The 20,375-nt window shown below is 30.8% G+C and carries 24 protein-coding genes and 1 pseudogene; 19 read left to right on the plus strand and 6 right to left on the minus strand.

Annotated features, from left to right (window positions below; translation table 11 throughout):
- The first annotated feature begins 9 nt into the window (after positions 1-9).
- From U472_RS09945 to U472_RS09960, 4 genes are all read left to right on the plus strand, one after another.
- Positions 10-486 (plus strand): 3TM-type holin, encoded by a 477-nt coding sequence (locus tag U472_RS09945; RefSeq protein WP_068718017.1) that lies wholly within the window; start codon positions 10-12, stop codon positions 484-486.
- 210 nt (positions 487-696) lie between these two features.
- Positions 697-1,857: a LysM peptidoglycan-binding domain-containing protein gene (locus U472_RS09950; RefSeq protein WP_068718022.1), complete on the plus strand. Its 1,161-nt coding sequence runs from the start codon at positions 697-699 to the stop codon at positions 1,855-1,857.
- Between the two features lie 143 nt (positions 1,858-2,000).
- Positions 2,001-2,924, plus strand: coding sequence for a L,D-transpeptidase family protein (locus tag U472_RS09955; RefSeq protein WP_068718026.1), 924 nt, complete (start codon positions 2,001-2,003; stop codon positions 2,922-2,924).
- A 99-nt stretch (positions 2,925-3,023) separates the two neighbouring features.
- A complete protein-coding gene (locus U472_RS09960) occupies positions 3,024-3,608 on the plus strand; it encodes a hypothetical protein (protein WP_068718028.1) in 585 nt (194 codons plus the stop codon).
- A 645-nt stretch (positions 3,609-4,253) separates the two neighbouring features.
- Here U472_RS09960 and U472_RS09965 read toward each other — a convergent pair.
- From U472_RS09965 to U472_RS09975, 4 genes are all read right to left on the minus strand, one after another.
- Positions 4,254-4,751, minus strand: coding sequence for a YegJ family protein (locus U472_RS09965; protein ID WP_068718030.1), 498 nt, complete (start codon positions 4,749-4,751; stop codon positions 4,254-4,256).
- A 120-nt stretch (positions 4,752-4,871) separates the two neighbouring features.
- Complete coding sequence (locus U472_RS16545) at positions 4,872-5,018, minus strand: NADAR family protein (RefSeq protein ID WP_141677973.1); 147 nt, start codon at positions 5,016-5,018, stop codon at positions 4,872-4,874.
- A 672-nt stretch (positions 5,019-5,690) separates the two neighbouring features.
- Entirely contained in the window at positions 5,691-5,936 is a 246-nt protein-coding gene (locus U472_RS09970) for a helix-turn-helix domain-containing protein (protein ID WP_068718032.1), read from the minus strand.
- 10 nt (positions 5,937-5,946) lie between these two features.
- Positions 5,947-6,426 (minus strand): DUF2975 domain-containing protein, encoded by a 480-nt coding sequence (locus U472_RS09975; protein WP_068718033.1) that lies wholly within the window; start codon positions 6,424-6,426, stop codon positions 5,947-5,949.
- Positions 6,427-7,025: 599 nt separating this feature from the next.
- Here U472_RS09975 and U472_RS16550 point away from each other — a divergent pair.
- The 6 genes from U472_RS16550 to U472_RS17560 all read left to right on the plus strand — a co-directional run bounded on the left by U472_RS16550 (position 7,026) and on the right by U472_RS17560 (position 12,781).
- Positions 7,026-7,151: a helix-turn-helix domain-containing protein gene (locus tag U472_RS16550; RefSeq protein ID WP_141677974.1), complete on the plus strand. Its 126-nt coding sequence runs from the start codon at positions 7,026-7,028 to the stop codon at positions 7,149-7,151.
- 143 nt (positions 7,152-7,294) lie between these two features.
- Positions 7,295-7,597 carry an integrase core domain-containing protein gene (locus U472_RS17715; RefSeq protein ID WP_425415776.1) on the plus strand — a complete coding sequence of 101 codons (303 nt, stop codon included), beginning with the start codon at positions 7,295-7,297 and terminating at the stop codon, positions 7,595-7,597.
- Positions 7,598-7,873: 276 nt separating this feature from the next.
- Entirely contained in the window at positions 7,874-8,239 is a 366-nt protein-coding gene (locus tag U472_RS09985) for an ArsR/SmtB family transcription factor (protein ID WP_068718034.1), read from the plus strand.
- A 125-nt stretch (positions 8,240-8,364) separates the two neighbouring features.
- Positions 8,365-10,722 (plus strand): heavy metal translocating P-type ATPase, encoded by a 2,358-nt coding sequence (locus tag U472_RS09990; protein ID WP_068718040.1) that lies wholly within the window; start codon positions 8,365-8,367, stop codon positions 10,720-10,722.
- Positions 10,723-10,884: 162 nt separating this feature from the next.
- Positions 10,885-11,106 (plus strand): DUF1450 domain-containing protein, encoded by a 222-nt coding sequence (locus tag U472_RS09995; protein WP_068718043.1) that lies wholly within the window; start codon positions 10,885-10,887, stop codon positions 11,104-11,106.
- A 661-nt stretch (positions 11,107-11,767) separates the two neighbouring features.
- Entirely contained in the window at positions 11,768-12,781 is a 1,014-nt protein-coding gene (locus tag U472_RS17560; protein WP_068718045.1) for a peptidylprolyl isomerase, read from the plus strand.
- 309 nt (positions 12,782-13,090) lie between these two features.
- Here the strand turns inward: U472_RS17560 and U472_RS17720 are convergent, their stop codons facing one another.
- Positions 13,091-13,261 (minus strand): capping complex subunit for YIEGIA, encoded by a 171-nt coding sequence (locus tag U472_RS17720; protein WP_425415777.1) that lies wholly within the window; start codon positions 13,259-13,261, stop codon positions 13,091-13,093.
- 141 nt (positions 13,262-13,402) lie between these two features.
- Positions 13,403-13,734: pseudogene (locus U472_RS17725) on the minus strand (YIEGIA domain-containing protein).
- 283 nt (positions 13,735-14,017) lie between these two features.
- Between U472_RS17725 and U472_RS10010 the strand changes: the two are divergent.
- The 9 genes from U472_RS10010 (at position 14,018) to lgt (ending at position 20,238) form a co-directional block, all read left to right on the plus strand.
- Positions 14,018-14,446, plus strand: a complete 429-nt coding sequence (locus U472_RS10010; RefSeq protein ID WP_068718052.1) for a flavodoxin — start codon at positions 14,018-14,020, stop codon at positions 14,444-14,446.
- A 32-nt stretch (positions 14,447-14,478) separates the two neighbouring features.
- A complete protein-coding gene (locus U472_RS10015; protein WP_068718877.1) occupies positions 14,479-15,057 on the plus strand; it encodes a DUF3793 family protein in 579 nt (192 codons plus the stop codon).
- 224 nt (positions 15,058-15,281) lie between these two features.
- Entirely contained in the window at positions 15,282-15,791 is a 510-nt protein-coding gene (locus tag U472_RS10020; RefSeq protein WP_068718054.1) for a Spy/CpxP family protein refolding chaperone, read from the plus strand.
- 207 nt (positions 15,792-15,998) lie between these two features.
- The gene (locus tag U472_RS10025) at positions 15,999-16,244 is read left to right on the plus strand and encodes an SHOCT domain-containing protein (RefSeq protein ID WP_068718056.1); all 246 of its coding nucleotides are present in this window, start codon (positions 15,999-16,001) and stop codon (positions 16,242-16,244) included.
- A gap of 175 nt (positions 16,245-16,419) precedes the next feature.
- Entirely contained in the window at positions 16,420-16,656 is a 237-nt protein-coding gene (locus tag U472_RS10030) for an SHOCT domain-containing protein (protein ID WP_068718058.1), read from the plus strand.
- Between the two features lie 135 nt (positions 16,657-16,791).
- Positions 16,792-17,469, plus strand: a complete 678-nt coding sequence (locus U472_RS10035) for a Spy/CpxP family protein refolding chaperone (protein WP_068718060.1) — start codon at positions 16,792-16,794, stop codon at positions 17,467-17,469.
- Positions 17,470-17,549: 80 nt separating this feature from the next.
- Entirely contained in the window at positions 17,550-18,887 is a 1,338-nt protein-coding gene (locus tag U472_RS10040; RefSeq protein ID WP_068718062.1) for a YncE family protein, read from the plus strand.
- A 148-nt stretch (positions 18,888-19,035) separates the two neighbouring features.
- Positions 19,036-19,353, plus strand: a complete 318-nt coding sequence (locus U472_RS10045; RefSeq protein WP_068718065.1) for a YHS domain-containing protein — start codon at positions 19,036-19,038, stop codon at positions 19,351-19,353.
- Positions 19,354-19,404: 51 nt separating this feature from the next.
- Complete coding sequence (lgt, locus tag U472_RS10050; RefSeq protein ID WP_068718067.1) at positions 19,405-20,238, plus strand: prolipoprotein diacylglyceryl transferase; 834 nt, start codon at positions 19,405-19,407, stop codon at positions 20,236-20,238.
- The last annotated feature ends 137 nt before the right edge of the window (positions 20,239-20,375 follow it).

Genomic DNA, 20,375 nt, shown 5'->3' on the forward strand with positions numbered 1-20,375 from the left:
GGTGTTTAAATGGATATATTAGGCATAGGGAATTTAATTAAAGATGGCTTAGACACAGTTCGTAAGACTGTAGATGACTTCCATACCTCTGAAGAAGAGAAGTTACAAGTTAAAGAAAAGATAAGTGTATTAGAAAATGAGTTGACCAATAAATTAATTGAGGTTCAAAAGCAAGAAATAGAGTCAAAGACAGAAATATTAAAAACTGATGCCAAAAGCGATAACTGGTTACTAGAGAGTTGGAGACCTATTACTATACTTAGTTTAGTAGGAATCTATGTGCTTATCTTAACCAATAACTATATAATAGCTCCTGCAATTGCTAAATATACAGATATAACTAGTGTTCAATTCAGTATGCCACCAGATTTGGGAGGTATAATCAAACTTATATTAGGTACTTTTACCTTTGGAAAGAGTGCTGAGATTGTGGCTGGTAGGGTGTCAGGATCACATGATAGTAATAGGAAGGAAGTTATGAGATAAAAGTCTTGAAGGATAAGGTTCTAGGAAGGTTTAATTTTGTTTATTGTAAATTTTATACGCTATTAAGTGAATAATGTTTGCCTTGATAATTTATAACAAATATTATTGTATATAATATCCTTATTAACAATATTTTTATCATTGTACTCCCCTAATTTATATGTTAAACTCCTATTTGTGTCACCAAAATAAGACGAAGGAGTGATATTAATGAAGAAATTTACAGTAATTGTATTATTGCTGGTCACAATAATGGCTATGTCATTAGCTCAGGCAGAAGCTAGTACAGTATATAAAGTTAAAAGTGGAGATACTTTGATAGAAATTTCTAAAGAAATAGGTGTACCAATAGAGGTTATTATAGAACAAAATAATATCTCTAACCCTAGTAATATTTATGTTGGACAAAGATTAATTATTAGAATTAATATTGAATATCCAAATGATCAAAATAAGTATGGATATTATACTATTAAAGCGGGAGATATTTTATGGAATATTGCCCAAAAATATAACACTACAGTAGAGAAATTAGTAGAATTAAATGATATTAAAGATGCCTATGATTTATATATTGGACGTAAATTGCTTGTTCCTTTAAATAATAATCAAAATGTTGAAGAAGAAAATAACTATTATATTGTTCAAGAAGGAGATATTTTATGGAATATTGCTCAAAAATATAATACTACAGTGCAAAAGTTAGTCGAGTTAAATAATATCAAGAACTCATATGATTTATATGTAGGTAGAAGGCTTATTTTACCAAACACTAATATAGACAAAGAAGAGATAAAAGTTTATTCTTATCCTCTTTACTACAGTTATCAAGTACAAGAAGGAGATAATCTTGTAAAAATAGCTGATAAGTTTGGAGTTAGAATGTTAGAGATTATGAAAGCAAACAATATGTTGGATAATATAAATAATATTCAAGTTGGTAGTAATTTAATTATCCCATTAGATAATTCAAATAAATTTGCTTATGTAAAAAGATATAGTAAGTTATTGAATAATTATTACCGGGTAAATGCTGATGAAACTCTAACAGATATTGCTGAAAAGTTTAATATTTCAGAGGATGTTTTAAGAATTATAAATGCTTTAGGAAGTGAAGAGAAGGTTCGTTACGGTCAAAAGTTACTAATGCCTGTTAGCCAAGGCTTCTTTAAAAAGCATAGAATTTATACTGTTAGAAAAGATGAAGAGTATATTGCAGATATTGCCTATGAAAATGGTGTGAATATTAGATCAATTGTTCAAGCTAATTATCTTAAAGACTTAAATGTTAAATTGAAGAAAGGTGAGACTATTATAGTAACTTTAGATGAAGATAGTAAGACAACATGGGTTGTAAATGAATATAATTGATTATTTTCTTTATAAAATAATTTAAATTTAACAGGGGCAGAGCTTAGATTCTGTCCTTGTCAAGTTTACTCTTATAGTATATTAGATATTTCATAATAATTAACATGTAGACATAAAATTTAATAAAGGAGGGTTGACAGTTTATGATAAAAAAAGTATTATATTTTATCTTAGTTACTTTACTTATAATTACAAGTTCATCAGAAGCTAATTATAAGTGTAGTTGTCGACCAGAGCGTATAATATCATTACAATATCCTCCATTAAGAGGAGAAGATATTTGGGAATTACAAAGAGAGCTTAAACTATTAGGATTTTATAAGGGAGAAATTAATTCCTTATATGATTGGAATACATATATAGCAGTTAAAAAATTTGAATATGTAAATAAGTTAGAAGATAATAATGGTATAGTTGATAATAAGTTATGGTGGTATTTAGGAATGGCAATCCATAGAGAAGAAGCTAGAGAGACTAATAAAAAGGAACCTCCTACAGGTGAAATTTCAATTCTAGTGGATACCTATAAAAGAAAATTAATTGTTTATTCAGATGGAGAAAAGTATAGTGAATTTCCTGTAGCTATTGGAAAGTCATCTACTAAATCTCCTATAGGTGAATTTAGGATAATAGAGAAGGTAGACATGTGGAATGAAAGTCCTTTTGGTGATAAATGGATGAGACTGAGTGTTCCTTGGGGCAGTTATGGGATTCATGGTACCAATAAACCTGGTTCTATAGGTTATGCTGCCAGTAATGGATGTATTAGAATGTTTAATCACGATGTTAAAATTCTATACTCATGGGTTAAAGTGGGAACAAAAGTAAAGATAATTGGTCATAGAGATCCTATCAAAATAACTCATAATCTTAAGCTGGGGGATGAAGGAAAAGAGCTTATATTATTTCAAGAAAAATTAAGAGAGCATGGTTTTAATATAGATCTTACTGATGGAATATTTGGTAAGAATACTCAAGATGCTATGAAAGAACTAAAATATATCTATGGTCTTAAAGATGATTTAGAAGGTGATGAAAATACTTTATATATCTTAAATATTAAGTGAAATCAAATTAAAGTTATTTTTTAATTAAGATTTTATGCCTAATTATATAATTTTAGTTTTTTATTTGGGAATTATAAAATATAATTAGGAGGTGAATTTATGAAAAATAGAAATAATAGGTTTTATTTATCGATAGTCTTATTTTTAATTATAGTCCAATTAATTGGTTGTGCAGCAAATCAAGATGATACTAACCAAATTGATAATAATCAAGAGGCTATAGATACTCAGCAAAAATTGAAACTGGATAATCCTGAACTAAAATTATTAGCTTATCAATTAGAGTTACAGATACGTTCAACATTTAAAAGTGCTTATCAAAGTTGGATTAATTTAAGTAGAGTAACGGAAAATAATGAGGGAAATTTTGAACAGATAACATCTGTTTTAGGTGCAAATTTATCACCTTTTGTATCAGAAGAAGAGATAGAAAAATATATTCAAAAGTTAACTGACATTAACAAAGGAGGAGAAGGAGAGGCATCTTTTCCTACTCATGAAGTAGTTAAATCATCTAAAATAGAAAGTCAGAAAGATAATAAAGTAGAGGTTAGTTTTAATACTACTAGATACTATCCGGCAACAGAATGGGCTGGAGCGGCCTATAATAAAGATTTCAATTATGTAGTAACATTAGTGAATGAGGATCATAATTGGAGGGTTCAAGAAGTAAATTATAAATAGATTTATTTTATTGGATGTTAGATCAGAATCGCAACACATACTTATAAAAGAAGGTCATTTATGTTAAACTCAAATAATACCACATTATTAAGAGGAATTTAGCATAAATGATCTATAAATATCTTACCATATCTTATAACTTACATATTCTTAATTTATAACTGCATGGTGAAGCATACCATGCTATGCGGGAATTATATTTATTGCATATGTATATGGAGAATATGGGAATGATGTAGGATAATAATTTTAATTTCACCTCCTAATAGTAGGAGGTTTTTTATTGGCTGGATGATTTAATCTAGCCAATAAACAAAAGCAGGTGGTGCTATATAGATTGGATTAAAGTTCTTCATAATTAAAATCATTATAAAAATATTTAGATGCAGACTTATACAACGCCCTGAAGGAAACGCTCTTTGTTGACTGAGAAAGTACTCCTGGGGTGACAAAAACTGACTAAACCATAAAAATCATTCGACAAATAGAGCTACAAGATAGTTAGCTACCATTGAGATAAATCCTCTTAATTGATTAGCGTTCTCTATGGTATAAGTATCTGATAGTGGGATATATTTCTCTTTCATACCTTATCCCTCACAACAATACAATATTCGCAGCTAAGCTAAAAAAGCTAAATTATTTTTATTCAAATTTATATCCAGTTGATTTATCAAATTCTTCTCTTTCTTTTTGGGTCATTCTATTTCTTAAAACCCTTAGTGTATATCCACCGATAACAGTTCCATCTTCTTTAACTATCATCCAATCAGAAACTTGATTCTTATTGACAAAAACTATATCTCCATAACTTAAATTTTTCACATACATTGGCTCATTGGACAAAATCCCCATAAAAGTACTACTACTATAAGTAATATCACTGACCCACATATGTTCTATTTTTTCTCCTTCTTCAAATCTAGCTTTTAATAATAAATTTGTATATTCATTATTATTCTTACTTAGTTCTTTGATGAATATTGATAAATTTTCTTTTGTTTTTTGTATAGCCTGATTCATTTCTTTATTCTCATTTTCAACTAAATATATATCTGGTTGATTTTCTCTTTTTACAACATTTTGAGAGCAGCCTGATATAATTAGTGAAGCTATAATAAAACAGAACATAATCTTTTTCATTATTTTTTCACCGCCAAAATATATTAATATTAGCTTATTTATTATATTGATAGTAAAGATTATCAAAGAGGGGGAGTTTTATATATGAACTTTTTAGCATTGGAAGTGTCACTATGAGTCTTAGTGCGTTGGCAACTTTACATTCGCAAATATCTTTCTTATCTGATCCCTAACTTCTATTAGAGCAAAACCTAGTAAATTTTCACCTTTCCAGTTAAATAGATTAGTAATACCATCATCATTCCTATGCTGTATCTGTTTATGCATGGATATATTATCCATAATGGTACCATAGGATTATTAATAGTAAACTCAGTTTTCATTTATTGTCCCTCTTCATTCCCATATTTAGGATTTAACGTCTCGCAGCTTCGCGACGTCTTGCTCTAACCTCCTATAACTTGTCCATTCTCTAAAACTTACATATGTAATCCCTGGTCTTGTCTAACCTCTTGGCCTAGATGTCGCTAACCCCATATTCGTATAATAGAATACAAAGTAATGTTTGCAGATAAATTCTCTAAGTTCATAAATATTCACTATTATATTTTCTCTTATCTTTTTCAATTTCCTCTAGTATATTCCTGTTTTAACTAAAAAATTAATATTAGAGAAACCGTTAAAACCTTAAGAAGAAAAGACCTGATATTGTTGCATAAATTTTGGTAAAAAAAGAGGCACAATTGTGCCTCTTTTAGGATTTAGTCAGTAGTTTTTACTATTGACTAAATCAAAGATATATTTGTGTTGCTTAACAACAAGATTGTTCAATAATATTACATATCAGAAATATTTGCATAAAATTAGAAATAAAACTGGGGAAATAGATAAAATTAATCCATATTTAGTAAACCTTTTATTAAATAGGAGAACAACTCCAACTAGCCAAATAGCAATAAAAATACTATCATCTATAACAGCCCTATCTATTTTTCCTCTTTATTCTTTGCTCTCTATCTTTTGATAATCTTGCTCTATAATATCATTTCTATATTCCAAAATATCACCTGGTTGACATTCCAGAGCTTTGCATATTGCCTCTAAAGTTGAAAACCTAATAGCTTTTGCTTTTCCATTCTTTAATATAGAAATGTTAGCCATTGTTATTCCAACCTTCTCCGAAAGTTCTGTTACGCTCATTTTCCTTTTAGCCAACATCACATCGATATTAATTATAATTGCCATGTTATTCACCTCATATCGTTAAATCATTATCTGATTTTATATCTATGGCATTTTTTAATAGCTTTTGAAGAACAGCAGCAAAGACTGCAATAACCATGCAACCAAAAATGATGACCATTCCGATTAATATCATGCCTGGGGCATCATCTACCTCTGCCATAAGATATATGAGTGGCATAAATATTATATATAAGGTACCGATGGTGATGGAACAGTATTTGATATTCTTTAAAGCCTTTACAGATAGTTCTGAAAACGCCTGATTTTTATCAATATAGCTTAAAAGTTTTAAAGTCTGGTACAATGCGACGAAAAATATTATCGCTGTCATATACAATCCGATTAGAAAGGGATATTGTAAAAAATCTAACTTTGGATTTAATTCTGCAAAATATTCAGCTATCTCAGGTAACAGAAATATACACAAAGCAAGGATAGGAAGTCCCATAACAACAACAGCGAACTTTAAAAAGAATGTTTCTCGTTTCATATAAAGCACCTCATTTATTTATTATTAATTTGATTTTAGCACAGCTTTTATCGTTTATCAATAAATATTTATTAAAATTCATTATGCTTTTATCTATGCACTTTATATTTCTTAATCTTAACAAAAAAAGAGTATTCCTGATTTGCACAGAAGTACTCTCCTGATTTTAAACTTGTTATTTCTTCTTCCGTATTACTTTTTTCACTAAGCAGAGTAGGGGAGAGGGAATTACAATATTCCTAACAAATTGATTACTATCTTATTTGTTGTAGCGACTAAAGTAATTATGTAAAGACCACTGGAAGAGGGTAACCTTTATGTAATGTTCCCTTTAGATTTTAAAATATACTCTAAGAATAAAAAACGAATATTATAGGATATACATAATTTCAATATCTAGCAATAAAGGATAATTACTTTGTATGGAATAAATATAATAACTATAGGTTTATTCCTATTAATTATATGTATTGTGTTTGATTTTTTAATAAATAGAAGAAAGCATATTTTAAACCGATTTGTATTTTGATGCTAGTATAAAATCATGAACACACTTAGTTGAACATTATAAAATATAAACTGAGAAAGGGTGTGTCCATATGGGATCAACAAGTAAAAGATATACTGAAGATTTTAAACAAATAATTGTAGAGTTATATCAATCAGGTAAGTCTAAATCAAAGCTTGCTAGCGAATATGGTGTTTCTAGAACTTCTATAAGATAATTGGATTGAACTCTATACAGAGATAAAAATTGATGAAGATACTACTGTCACTTATAAAGAATTATTAGCTATGAAGAAAGAAAATCAAAGACTTAAACAGGAAGCAGAGATTTTAAAAAAGGCTTTAACCATATTCGCATATTATTCTTCATCTTGATAGAGGAACTCAATATACTAGCAGTGCTTACAGAAATAAAGTAAAAGAATTAAGACTAGTACAATCCTTTAGTGGTAAAGGAAATCCTTATGATAATGCATGTATAGAATCATTTCATTCTATTTTGAAAAAAGAAGAAGTTAATCATAAGTTATATAAATTTTTTAAAGAAGTAAATCTAGCTATATTTGAATTTATTGAAGCATGGTATAACAGAACTAGAATTCATGGGAGCATTGATTATATGATTCCCGATGAATATGAAAGACAAGCAAAAAAATCCGCTTAATTTGTTCAACTTTTTGTGTCCAAGATATTGACATAGGCCCAATGGTTTTAATTGGAATATTATCAAATTTTATGAAGGGTAATGAGTAAGAATCTCTTTTCGTCACTCGTTACTATCTTAATATCTCTCTTTACCATCAATATTTAATAAACAGAAGGGTAATAATAGCACAAGATTAAGATAGATTCTTGACATAAGATATAAGAGATAATAGAATGTTGAGTAAAGAGTTATAACTACTCTAATTGATATATAATTCTTTTAAGGGGTGATAAGATGAAGAGTGATGATATAGTTATTTGCCAAGAATACTGCCCTAGCTTTAAGAGGATAGAAGAGGTTAAAGAAAAGGAATTATCTGAGAGTATAATTGGCAGACTAGCAGATACCTTTAAGGTATTAGGTGATCCTACAAGATTAAAGATTATAAATGCCTTAGCCAATAAAGAATTGTGTGTCTGTGATATCTCTGAGTTATTGGATATGACCCAATCGGCCATCTCCCATCAGTTGAGAAAATTGAGGGATATGAACTTGGTCAAATACCGTAAAGAGGGAAGAATTGTCTACTATTCTCTAGATGACCATCATATTCTACAACTCTTCTGCCAAGGTTTAGATCATGTGATGGAAGAAAGATAAAAGAATTAATCTTAATTGATTGACATTGAATTACTTTAGTTATACAATATATGAACAGCTACTCATATATTTTTTATTTAATATCTGAATACTTACTCATATTTTAGATAAAAGGAGGTACTTGTATGGAGACAAGAGGATTAATTAGAGAGAAATTCATTCTTGAAGGTTTAAATTGTGCTAATTGTGCTACTAAGATAGAGAAGAGAGTCTCTGAATTAGATGAGGTAAAGCAGAGCAAGATGAACTTTACTATGAAGACTTTAGATGTAGAGGTTGATGGAGACTTAGAAGAGGTAGCAGTTAAGATTGCCAAGTTGGTTGATGAGATAGAACCTGGAGTAAAGGCTAGAATTAAAGAAAAGAGTAGTAAATTTGAAAAGGAGCTAATCTTAGAAGGGTTAGGTTGTGCTGATTGTGCAGCCAAGATGGAAAGAGAAATTAAACAGTTAGAAGGGGTTGATCAAGCATCTATCAATTTTGTGGCTCAAAAGTTAAAGATTAAGGTCCATCATTCTAGTTATTTGGAGTCAACCTTAACAGCAGTTAAAAGAATAATTCAGGAGATAGAACCAGGTGTAATTGTTAGAGAAGAGTTAAGTGAAAGTAGTCATGGGTATTCTTCTACTGATAATAGTAATTTAAAATCTGAATTTGTTAGATTAGGGGTTGGGATAGTCTTCTTTATAGCAGCTTTAGTATTAAAGCTTAATTTCTGGGGAGAGTTAGCTCTATATGGAATTGCTTATCTAACTATAGGTGGAAAGGTATTACTAAAATCTGCTAAAAACATCTCTAAAGGTCAAATCTTTGACGAGAACTTTTTAATGTCTGTAGCTACTATCGGGGCTTTTGCGATTAAAGAGTTTCCAGAAGGGGTAGCGGTAATGCTCTTTTATGAAGTAGGAGAGCTCTTTCAGGATATTGCTGTTAATCGTTCTCGCCGTTCTATCAAGTCTTTGATGGATATTAGGCCAGATTATGCCAATTTAAAAATTGATGGTGAGCTTAAGAAGGTTGATCCTAATCAGGTTAAGGTTGGAGATATTATTGTAGTTAAACCAGGGGAGAAGGTTCCTTTAGATGGTGAGGTTATTGGAGGGGAATCTATGGTAGATACCTCTGCTTTAACTGGTGAGTCAGTTCCCCGTAAGGTAAAAACAGGAAAGGAGATATTAAGTGGTTTTATCAATAAGGATGGCTTACTGACTATTGAGGTTAGTTCAGATTTTAGGCAATCTACTGTCAATAAGATTTTAGAGTTGGTTGAGAATGCAGCTAGTGAAAAGGCACCTACTGAGAACTTTATTACCAAGTTTGCCCGTTATTATACACCAATAGTCGTATTTTCTGCTTTAGCACTGGCTGTAGTACCACCGTTAGTTATCCCAACAGCTACCTTCAGTCAGTGGTTATATCGTGCTTTAGTATTCTTGGTTGTTTCTTGCCCTTGTGCTTTGGTAGTATCTATCCCATTAGGCTTTTTTGGTGGGATTGGAGCAGCTTCTAAACATGGAGTTTTAGTCAAAGGAGGAAACTATTTAGAGGCATTAAATAGTGCTAAGACGGTAGTTATGGATAAGACAGGAACCTTAACAGAAGGTACTTTTAAGGTAACAGATATTATGTCAGCAGAAGGTTTTACTAAGAAGGAGTTATTGGAGTTGGCAGCTCAAGCTGAAAGTAACTCTAATCATCCTATTGCATTATCTATCTTAGAGGCTTATGAGGGAGAGGTTGGTGTTGCACAGCTAGATAGTTATCAAGAGATTGCTGGATGTGGATTGAAGGTTGTTATAGCAGGTAAAGAGGTTTTAGCAGGTAATTATAAGTTGATGGAGAGAGAAGGGATAACTTATCTTAGTCCTAAGCAAGTAGGAACAGTAGTTCATATAGCCACTGATGGTAAATATGCAGGTTATATCTTAATTGCTGATAGGATTAAAATAGATGCTAAAGAGGCTATTAAAGGGTTGAAAAGGCTTGGTATTGAGCAGGTAATTATGTTAACTGGTGACAACCTGCAGGTAGCTAAGAGTGTAGCTGATGAACTAGGAGTAGATGATTATCGGGCTGAGTTACTACCCCAAGATAAGGTAACTGAGCTAGAGAAACTCTTAAAGAATAAAGAGGAAAAGGATAAATTACTCTTTGTTGGTGATGGTATCAATGATGCTCCTGTATTAGCAAGAGCAGATATTGGTGTAGCTATGGGAGGCTTAGGTTCTGATGCAGCTATTGAAGCAGCTGATGTAGTATTGATGAAGGATAAGCCAAGTAATCTGATAGATGCTATCAATATTGCCAAGTTTACTCGTAAGGTCGTCTGGCAGAATATTATCTTTGCTTTAGGTATTAAAGGTATTGTGCTTTTAATGGGGGCTTTAGGGTTAGCTAATATGTGGTTTGCAGTATTTGCTGATGTAGGTGTAGCATTACTTGCAGTCTTAAATGCAATGAGAATTACTAGAATTGAGAATTAGAAGTTAGGGATCAGTAATACAGGATAAAGAATTAAAAATTAGTTAATTAGTCAATTAGATTTCAATACAATAAAGTAAGCTTGAATAAGCTCACAGATTATGTATTCTTTTAATAATTAATCTAAATAATAAGAATATATAATCAGATAAAGAGGTGATATAATGGCAGAAGTTCACTTCTGTAAGAAGAATCTTTCCCAAGGTGTCGATAAATTAATTGGGCAGATGGAAGAAGGGTTAGCTGATGTTGAAGTAAAGTTAGAACGTTGTTTAGAATTCTGTGAAGATTGTGCTTCAAGGCCCATTGCGATTACTAATGGATACTTTATCAAAGATGATAGTATAGAGGGATTGTATGAACAGATAAGAGAAGAGTTAAAATAAAATACCTCGCCTATTTAGGCGAGGTTTATCTGAAGCTATTTATATAAAATAATTTAAATAATATTTTCTGAGAAGCTATAACATTAGTTAATGATTTTTGTATCTTGGTTGAGCATAACTATTGCTAAATTTGGAATCCTTTATTTTAGTATAATTAAGGCTATTGGTGATGTTTTTTATATTAAGGATTATAGAAAATTGATTATTCCAGTATCGATTTTAATCCCCGCTATAGCTATACTTGTTTATAAGCAACCTGCTCTATTTTGTTCACCAACTATATCGAACATAATGTAATAAATTCTATTATTTTTATATCCCCTTTACAGTGCTATTATTGCGTATTTATTTAATACCATACTTAAAAAGATTATTTGGCAGAATATAATTTTGTTTGAAATATTTTTATATAACAGGAATTATTTTCTCATTGTTTTTATTTTTGTCACAATTCTGTAAAATTTACCTGTTATACTAATTAATAAGTTTGTGGTTGAATAAGATAACTATTTACAAAAATTTAAATAAAGGAGATAATAATAAAGTAAAGAATAATTTTTAAAAGAGGCACTTTGCCTCTTTTTCACATAAATTTTTATATTTCAATGGAATTTTAAGTTTTACAAAAAAGATTATATTATAATTTGAAAGGGGATATTTAATGAAATTTAAAATCAGTTTAATTTTTATGGCTTTATTACTAATGGTTAACCTATCAGTTCAAGCTAAAGGTAATAGTGATGATGATTTTGTAGCAATTGTCAATGGTGAGGGCATAACAGAATCTGAATTAAATCAGTTTGTAAATACTCAACAATTATATGGACAATTAGTTCAAGTGAATCGTGAGTTTGCTCAACTTGTATTTTTTTCAGAGGAAGGAAAGAATCTATTAAATGAATATCGTAAGCAGAAGCTTGATTCATTAGTTGATATGAAGATATTAGAGATTGAAGCTAACAATCAAGAAATAACCATTTCTCAAGGTGAGAAAAATAAATTATTGAATAAACAAGTAGAATCTATTAAACAGCAAAATAAGCTTACAGAAGAAGAATTATTAAAGGCTTTAAAAAGTAGAGGGATAAATTCTTTGGAAGAATTTAAAGAGATAATGTGGAAAGAAAATAAGGATGAAGTTTTAATTCAAAAGTTACAACAACAGGTTGTTGATGATGTTGTTATTACAGAAGAAGAGATAGAAGCTTATTATGAAAAAAATAAATCTAAATTTAAGCGTCCTGCTCAAATTAAGGCTAGACATATTTTAATCAAAACAGATAAAAAGTCTGATGAGGAAGCAAAAGATAAGGCTCAGAAGGTATTAAATAAGCTAAAAGATGGGGCGGATTTTGCTAAATTAGCCAAAGAATATTCTGAAGGTCCTTCGGCAAAGAATGGTGGAGATTTAGGCTATTTCAGAAAAGGACAGATGGTACCAGAATTTGAGCAAGCTGCTTTTGACCTTGAAGTAGGTGAACTAAGTGAGCTTGTAAAGACAGAATTTGGTTATCATATTATTAAAGTAGAGAATAGAAAAGAAGCTGGGACTATTTCTTTAGAAGAGGCTAAGGGGAAGATTAAAAATGTACTGACTCAACAAGCACAACAGAATAAATGGAATAGCTTTATGAAAGGCTTAAAAGAAGAAGCAAAAATAGATATTAAATTATAATACTTTTGAGAGTTGGAATAATCTTTCTCCGCAAAGAGATGAATAAAAGGATTTTAGATAGTAGCCTGATTTTATCGTAAAGAGGGTCTTAGATGAGGCGTGGGCTTAAATAAGGCGGTTGTAATAAGAAAGTGGTAGATAGCTATTAGCTATCTACCACTTTCTTATTGGTGGAGTAAATACTTTTAAAATGATAAATTGAGAAGAAATTTAGAGTTGCTAGCTTTATCTTGTGATGATAATTTGATTATAACACTAATGTGTGATGAAATTGTGAAGAGTTAGAGTATTTTAGAAAAATAATCTAATTTAAGCTTTAATCACTATATAATCTCCACACCTTAATTCCACTATATCTGCTTTCATAGCTTTGGCTATGTCGGTAGTCAATTCTTGCTGTTCATTCTTATCTTTAGCTAAGAGAGTTAAAACCCCTCCAGTTAATATTCGTTCTTTATCTAGAGTAATATAGGCTAAGATTTGATAATTGGGTTACATACTTGCTTCTCTACCCATCTTTATTTCCTCCCAACCAGGTTAGTCTTCATTACAGCATGGCTCTTTTTAACATTCTCTAATAATGGTGTCTGTTTGATTGCTTCGATTAAAGCATCAGTATCTTTAATGATAGGGACTAAAGAGATAATTACGTTGATACTCTTTTCTTGTAAAGTGATAACGCTTTACTCCTAAGGCGTCAGTAGCTTCAAAGAGTATAGCTTGGCGTTGACCAAAGTTATCCAAGGTTATTCTAAAATGATCTTCCTTGGGGTAGATAACTGCTGCTATTCCCTCTTTCTGATACATTTGGCGAGCATTTTCCTACCCAAAAAGTTAGAGATATAGATATCATCTACATATAGTTCCGATTCTCTTACTTCCACTTTTCCCTTCTTTACCTCTGCTATATCTCCAACGGTCTTACCTTTAGAGAATCTTGTTAGAATAAACATTGTATTTGAATTTATTTAACCTTAGTCTGGCTGAGTAACTTATAATTTATTCTAAGTCATTGGTGAGTAGATAGATAAGTTTTTGACCTTATTTGATTATATCTGTATTATTCTTCAAAAAATATTGACATTCATTTATATGGATGATATTATAACGTTAGATAATGAAAATGATTTTCATTATCTAACGTTATAATACTACATATCAATAGTACTGGCATATGGCGATTAGCACAGTACAGAGTATCAAATAAAATAAAGAATTCAAGAGGAGAGATGAATTGTGGAGAAAGCAATTATTGTTTATGGGTCAACTATGGGGAATACAGAACAACTAGCAACTAAGGTAGAAGAGATATTAAGTGATAATTATGAAACTACTATTGAAAATGTTAATGATGTAAATGTAGAGGTGTTGAAGTGTTTTGATTTAATTGTATTTGGTTCATCGACTTGGGGAGCAGGGGAGCTACAGGATGATTTTTATGATTTTTATGATAATTTAGATCAGGTTGATTTATCAGCCAAGAGAGCTGCGGTCTTTGGACCAGGGGATACAGCTTATGGGGATATGTTCTGCCAGGCGGTGGATATGTTAGAAGAGAAGTTAGAGCAAAGAGGAGCTGAACTTATTCAAGCAGGCTTTAAATGGGATGGAGAGATAACAGCTGAAGCGGAAACTTCAATTAAAGAATGGGCTATGGCACTTTAAGGTTTAGTTGAGTAATTAGGGGGGTATCTATGATGAGATTGAATAAAGGTTGTAAGGTTGATTTTAGAGATTGTATCACATGTATATTAAAGAATATTGGAGCGACGATCATGGGGGTAAAACCTGCTGAATTAAGAAATATTAGATTCAATAACTCTGAGATTTGGGATAGGTGTAAGAGTACAATTTTAGCCTATGATCAAATTGAAATGATAGAGTTAAATAAAAAGGATAATCGTAAGCAGGTGCTGTTTTATCATGAAGCTGCTTTAGACCAACAGTTACGTAAGGCAGAGGTTCTAAAATTTTTAAAGAAGCATGGATATCCCCAAAAGTATAATTTGAAGTCATATTTAAATTGTCTTGTTAAGAGGTTAAGAAGTAATGATTTCCCCCATGAAATTGGTCTCTTCTTTGGATATCCACTTAAGGATGTCTTAGGATTTATGGGATACTCTGATTTAGAGGTCACATATAGCAAAGAATGGAAGATTTATGGGGACAAAGCTATCTCCTTATTGCAACAAAAGCGGTTTGAGTTGGCTAGAGAATATTTTAATAAGAGGATAGATAAAATAAAAGAGATTGAGCAACTACATAATGTGATATAGACTAAAAGCCAAAGGCTCTAATATTAATATTAGAGCCTTTGGCTTTTAATATAGATGCCTAACCTTAAATTATTTTGAAATTTTAAGGAATCTTGATACTTTCTTAATACTTTCTTAATATTTACCCCATATAATATGATTACAGAGTAAGAAGAAGTACAAAAAAGTAAATATTTTGTTTCTAAGCTTTAGATACTCATAAAAATATAAGGAGGAGATAAATAATGAGAAAGATTTTAAGTTTTGTTTTAGCAATGACATTGGTATTAGGAGTTTCAGTTTATGCTTTTGCCCATGGAGGAGGGAATGGATTTGCTCAAGACCCTAGAATTAATCACAGAAATAATAATTTCCGTGATGAGTTGAACTTCTCTAATCAACAAAAGGATCAGATAGAAGAGCTACAAGATAAATACCATGATCAAATGGATGATTTAATGGATGATATGAGGGATAAAAGTAGAGACTTAAGGGATTTATATTTTGATAAGGGTGCTAAAGATGATATCTTAAAATTGCAAGCAGAGGTCAATCAATTAAGAGATAAGATGGCTATGTTAATGGCAGAGATGAAGCTAGAAATAAGAGATATCTTAACTGCTGAGCAGTTGGAACTTATGGAAGAGCATGGAATGATGGGTTTTGGTATGATGCATGGAAGAGGATTTGGAGGAAATATGGGTGGCATGATGGGCGGTCACATGATGCATGGTAATAGAATGATGGGATGGTAATATAGTTAAGAGTTAAAAGTGAAGAATTAATAATTATAGCTGGATAATACCCATTAGTAGAAAAATTGAGATAATATAATTATTAAGTCTAAGTTTAAGTTTGAGTCTAAGCAACTTCTAAAACCAGTCTTTTAATGGTTGTCTTAAACTCAAGCTTAATCTCAATATCCATGTTGGGGTTAATTATTATAAAGGAGTTGATTGCCTATGATGCATGGCTGGGGGTATGGTATGAGAGGATTTTTTGGAGGTGGAATACTAATGATGGGATTATTTTGGATAGTAATAATTATTGCAGTAATCTATTTTATAAGAAATTCTGATCAATCTAGAGATGAAAATTCGCCAAGAAGAGTTAAAGAAAATCCTATTGAAATTGCTAGAGAACGCTATGCTAACGGAGAAATAAGTAAAGAGGAATTTCAAGAGATTAAAGAGGAGTTAAGAAAATAGATTTAAATTTTGATTAACAGACTAATCAAAGCTGCTTTGTTAACTGAAATTTATCTTTGCTAAAAATTAAGTTTAGTGTTATATTTATAATTGAAATTATTTTTTTATGCTAAAACCTAGTAATGTGATATGAATATAATTATTTATACTAGTAATAAACAAGGAGGTAAATCTAATGTGGTCAGATCTTTGTTCAGGATTATATAGTTATGGTTTTAATGGTTGGCAATCTATAGGAATAATGTTATTACATTTAGGAGTTTTTGGAGGGATGATCTATCTTATAATTCGGATGTTAATTCCAAAATCTAAAAGAGAAGATAGTGCTATGGCTCTATTAAAGGAGCAATTTGCTAAGGGGTTAATTAGTAAAGAGGAGTTTAGAGAAAGAAAAGAGGTATTAAAGAATTAAATTATTTTTTAACCATACAATACCCTACGGGTGTATTGTATAAATGTAATAAGGAGGTGATGGTTAGAGATAAAATTTAGCTTAGTCTATTAACTATTTTAATCTATTCATTAAATATCTAAGAGGATGATAATTATGAAAAAATTATTAAGTTTAGCTTTTATTATGGGACTGTTATTAACAGTTACACCTTTGGCTTTAGCTCATGGTGGGCGAGGTGCTAGTCAGCAGGGTAGTTTAGAATTATCAAAAGAAATGCTAGAGAAGGTTAGTGATTTGCAGGCAGAGTATTATGAAAAGGTTGATGAGGTTCAAGACCAGTTAAGGGTTAAGAATAGAGAATTAAATAAATTGTATACTGATAAAGAGGCTAAGGATAAAGATATTATCAAGTTAAGAAAAGAGATTAAGAAGTTAGATAATAAGATTTTTGATTTAAGGACTGCAAAGTATTTAGAATTAAGAAAAATAGTTCCAGTTGAGCAATTAGCTGCTATTACAAAGAAGATGCACGGTAATGGTCAAGGAATGATGAATGGCAATATGATGGGTATGATGAAAAATATGCACGGTAATGGTCAAGGAATGATGAATGGCAATATGATGGGCATGATGGAGAAGATGCATGGTAATGGTCAAGAAATAATGAGTGGTAATATGATGGATATGATGAAGAAGATGTGTGGTGATGGTCAAGGCACGATGGGTGGCAATATGAAAAATGAAGGTCATGGTCATAGTATAACTGAAGATAATAATATGACTGATCATACTGTAAAAGAAGAAAATAAGAATGATAAAATGAGCAATTAATAAATAAGAGTGGTAACTCCACTCTTATTTCCAGTCTTTAATAATAAAAAGGTTTTTTAAGTAAATAAGGAGTTGATAAAGTGAAGAAATTTAAAGTGTCTATATTAATTTTATTAGCTTTAATATTATTCAGTTCAAATATTGCAATGGCTAGTGAAGATTTTGATCCTCAAAAATGGAGTCGTAGTTCCAGTGGTGAAGGGGTTTGGATTGATGCAGTTTTTAATCCTAATCAAGTAGATGATGATACTATTAAGTTTCAAGTTTATTTAACTACTCATAGTGGCAATTTATTAGATTTAGATTTTAATCAGATTCTTGAAGTAAAAACTAATTTAGGAGAAGTAAGCTCAAATGATATTGAATGGAAATGGGAAAGAAAGTCTAGTCACCATCCAGCAGGTATAATTAAGGTTAATAATAAGAATAAGAAACTATTTAATATTTCAACTAAGTTTATAGAAGTAACTTTTGTTGATATTAGAGATGTTAAACATACTTTAAAGTGGAAATTAAAAATTAAAAATAATGGGAATTATGCTTATATTGCTAATGCTAGTAGTGGTACTGTATCAGTAGTAGATACTAAAAAACATCAAGTCATTAAGACAATTAAGGTTGCTAGTCAGGCTTCTCATGGTTTGGCTGTGGATACCTTACATAATCAACTTTATATAGGTGATTATAAGGATGGAAATTTATATGTCTTCTCTTTACCTGAGGGCAAATTAATTAAGAAGATGTATGTAGGTAGCCCTGTTCATGGCATAGATATTAGTCCTGATAATAAATACTTATATTTAGCTGGAGGAAGTAAGGGTGGTAGTGGTGATGTTTTAGTAGTTGATACAGAGTATAATCGAGTAGTTAAAAAGATTATTACTAATGGAGCAGGTCATATTAATTTTAGTCCTGATGGTAAATATGCTTATGTCAGCAATGTAGATCATGATGAGATTACAGTAATTAATACAATAACTCAAGAGGTTGAAAATAAAGTCAAGGTTGGCGATGGTCCTAATGAAGCAATTCCTTCTTTAGATAACAGATACCTTTATACAGCTAATTTTAATGGAGGTACTATGACTGTAGTTGAGACTGGAACTTGGGAGACTAAATTGACTAAAAAAATAGATGAGGGAACCCATGGAATTATTATCTCACCTGATGGTAAGTATATCTGGTTGACTAATCGAGGAAGTAACACAATTACTATTGTAAATATGAATAATTATAAAGTAGTTAAAGAATTAAGAATCAATGGGCATGCGAATCATCTCTCAATGAGTCCAACAGGAGATTTTGTTTACATTAGTGATGTAAGAGATAATCAAGTAGTGGTCTTTGATACTAAAAACTTTACTAAGATAAGTGAGTTTAATGTTGGTAATGAACCTCATGAAATCGTCTTTAATTAATTAGTGTGAGTTGTCAGTGTGAGTGTGAGTAGACCTTTACAAAGATTATGGAAGATTAGCATGATTTTAAATTTTTAATCTCTATATCTTGGTCTTTACTCATACTAATTTCTCATATTGACACTGTATATAAAGGAGGTTGAAGTTTGTGGGAACAATAGGATATATAATCTTTTTTGGATTAATGTTTTGGATGATGCGTAAAGGTGGAGGATGTTGTGGTGGAGGCCATAGTAGCCATAGTTCTACCAAAGAGCATAATCATGATCAGCATATTAATAGTAGTACAGAAAGTAATAACAGCAAAGTAATAGAGATGGTTCACGACCCTATTTGTGGGATGCATATTGAGAAGAATAATGCAGTTACTAGAGTGGTTAGTGGCAAGAAGTATTATTTCTGTAGTGAAAATTGTGCTAAAGATTTTATCAAGGTTTATACTTATAAACCACAGGATAGTGCTTGATTTTAGATAAAGATATATAATTAAAAATTAATCATAGTAAGGGGAGAGAAGATGCAGACAATATTATTTAGATTAGGTCCCTTTTCTATCAGTCTTTTTGGAACATTTATTGCTTTAGGGATAGCAGCAGGCTTTTATATTTTAAATTTAGAGGCTAAAAGAGAGCAATTAGATCAAGATGAAGTCTTTAATTTAGCACTTTATAGCATTGTAGCAGCTATAATCGGGGCAAGACTTTATTATCTATTAGTCTTTAATCCTGCTTATTATTTGAAGAATCCAAGTGAAATTATTATGATTCAACAAGGTGGTTTATCAATTCAAGGAGGCTTAATAGGAGCAATCTTAGTAGCCTGGTTTTATGTAAAGAAGAAGAAGTTGAATTTTTGGAAGCTAGCTGATGCCTTTGCTCCAGCAATAATCTTAGGGCAGGCAATAGGTCGGATTGGTTGTGATGTTTTTGGAGTAGCTATGAAGAAGGCATACCCTTGGGGGGTTAAAATAGGTCAACAAATTCTTCATCCTGCTCAAGCCTATGAAATCATTTTAAATTATATTCTTTTTGCAATACTATGGAATCTTCGTGATAAAGTCAAGTATCATGGACAGCTATTTTTATGGTATATTATCGGCTTTTCTATTAATCGAGGCATTGTGGAGTTTTTTAGAAGCAATCCCTTAGTCTTTAAGCCCTTTACTGTAGCCCATCTGACCAGTTTGGTAATAGTTTTAGTTGCTGGGATAATTATGTCTTTAATTAAGGATAAAATAAAGAATAGACCTATAGAAGCAAAAGCTATATCTTTAAAAGTAAAATTAAGAGATAATCTAATAATCTTAGTGGCGACGGCTTTTTCTCTTCTAACCTATTATAGCTTTTACTAAAAACATCTTAATAATTTGCTAAAATTTCTTGACAAATCCATTCTTAAATAATATACTTTAATTCATTAATACCTATAGGGGGTATAGGTATTAATGAAAGTGATGTAAAATGATAAGAATAAATTTAAGGAGGGATA

This window comes from Orenia metallireducens (genome assembly GCF_001693735.1).
Taxonomy (GTDB): Bacteria; Bacillota; Halanaerobiia; order Halobacteroidales; family Halobacteroidaceae; genus Orenia; species Orenia metallireducens.

What these genes read in the sequence shown, in the direction of transcription:
- U472_RS09945 (WP_068718017.1), top strand. Translation starts at nt 10, where the DNA reads ATGGATATATTAGGCATAGGGAATTTAATTAAAGATGGCTTAGACACA.
- U472_RS09950 (WP_068718022.1), top strand. Translation starts at nt 697, where the DNA reads ATGAAGAAATTTACAGTAATTGTATTATTGCTGGTCACAATAATGGCT.
- U472_RS09955 (WP_068718026.1), top strand. Translation starts at nt 2,001, where the DNA reads ATGATAAAAAAAGTATTATATTTTATCTTAGTTACTTTACTTATAATT.
- U472_RS09960 (WP_068718028.1), top strand. Translation starts at nt 3,024, where the DNA reads ATGAAAAATAGAAATAATAGGTTTTATTTATCGATAGTCTTATTTTTA.
- U472_RS09965 (WP_068718030.1), bottom strand. Translation starts at nt 4,751, where the DNA reads ATGAAAAAGATTATGTTCTGTTTTATTATAGCTTCACTAATTATATCA.
- U472_RS16545 (WP_141677973.1), bottom strand. Translation starts at nt 5,018, where the DNA reads ATGCATAAACAGATACAGCATAGGAATGATGATGGTATTACTAATCTA.
- U472_RS09970 (WP_068718032.1), bottom strand. Translation starts at nt 5,936, where the DNA reads ATGGCAATTATAATTAATATCGATGTGATGTTGGCTAAAAGGAAAATG.
- U472_RS09975 (WP_068718033.1), bottom strand. Translation starts at nt 6,426, where the DNA reads ATGAAACGAGAAACATTCTTTTTAAAGTTCGCTGTTGTTGTTATGGGA.
- U472_RS16550 (WP_141677974.1), top strand. Translation starts at nt 7,026, where the DNA reads ATGGGATCAACAAGTAAAAGATATACTGAAGATTTTAAACAAATAATT.
- U472_RS09985 (WP_068718034.1), top strand. Translation starts at nt 7,874, where the DNA reads ATGAAGAGTGATGATATAGTTATTTGCCAAGAATACTGCCCTAGCTTT.
- U472_RS09990 (WP_068718040.1), top strand. Translation starts at nt 8,365, where the DNA reads ATGGAGACAAGAGGATTAATTAGAGAGAAATTCATTCTTGAAGGTTTA.
- U472_RS09995 (WP_068718043.1), top strand. Translation starts at nt 10,885, where the DNA reads ATGGCAGAAGTTCACTTCTGTAAGAAGAATCTTTCCCAAGGTGTCGAT.
- U472_RS17560 (WP_068718045.1), top strand. Translation starts at nt 11,768, where the DNA reads ATGAAATTTAAAATCAGTTTAATTTTTATGGCTTTATTACTAATGGTT.
- U472_RS10015 (WP_068718877.1), top strand. Translation starts at nt 14,479, where the DNA reads ATGAGATTGAATAAAGGTTGTAAGGTTGATTTTAGAGATTGTATCACA.
- U472_RS10020 (WP_068718054.1), top strand. Translation starts at nt 15,282, where the DNA reads ATGAGAAAGATTTTAAGTTTTGTTTTAGCAATGACATTGGTATTAGGA.
- U472_RS10025 (WP_068718056.1), top strand. Translation starts at nt 15,999, where the DNA reads ATGATGCATGGCTGGGGGTATGGTATGAGAGGATTTTTTGGAGGTGGA.
- U472_RS10030 (WP_068718058.1), top strand. Translation starts at nt 16,420, where the DNA reads ATGTGGTCAGATCTTTGTTCAGGATTATATAGTTATGGTTTTAATGGT.
- U472_RS10035 (WP_068718060.1), top strand. Translation starts at nt 16,792, where the DNA reads ATGAAAAAATTATTAAGTTTAGCTTTTATTATGGGACTGTTATTAACA.
- lgt (WP_068718067.1), top strand. Translation starts at nt 19,405, where the DNA reads ATGCAGACAATATTATTTAGATTAGGTCCCTTTTCTATCAGTCTTTTT.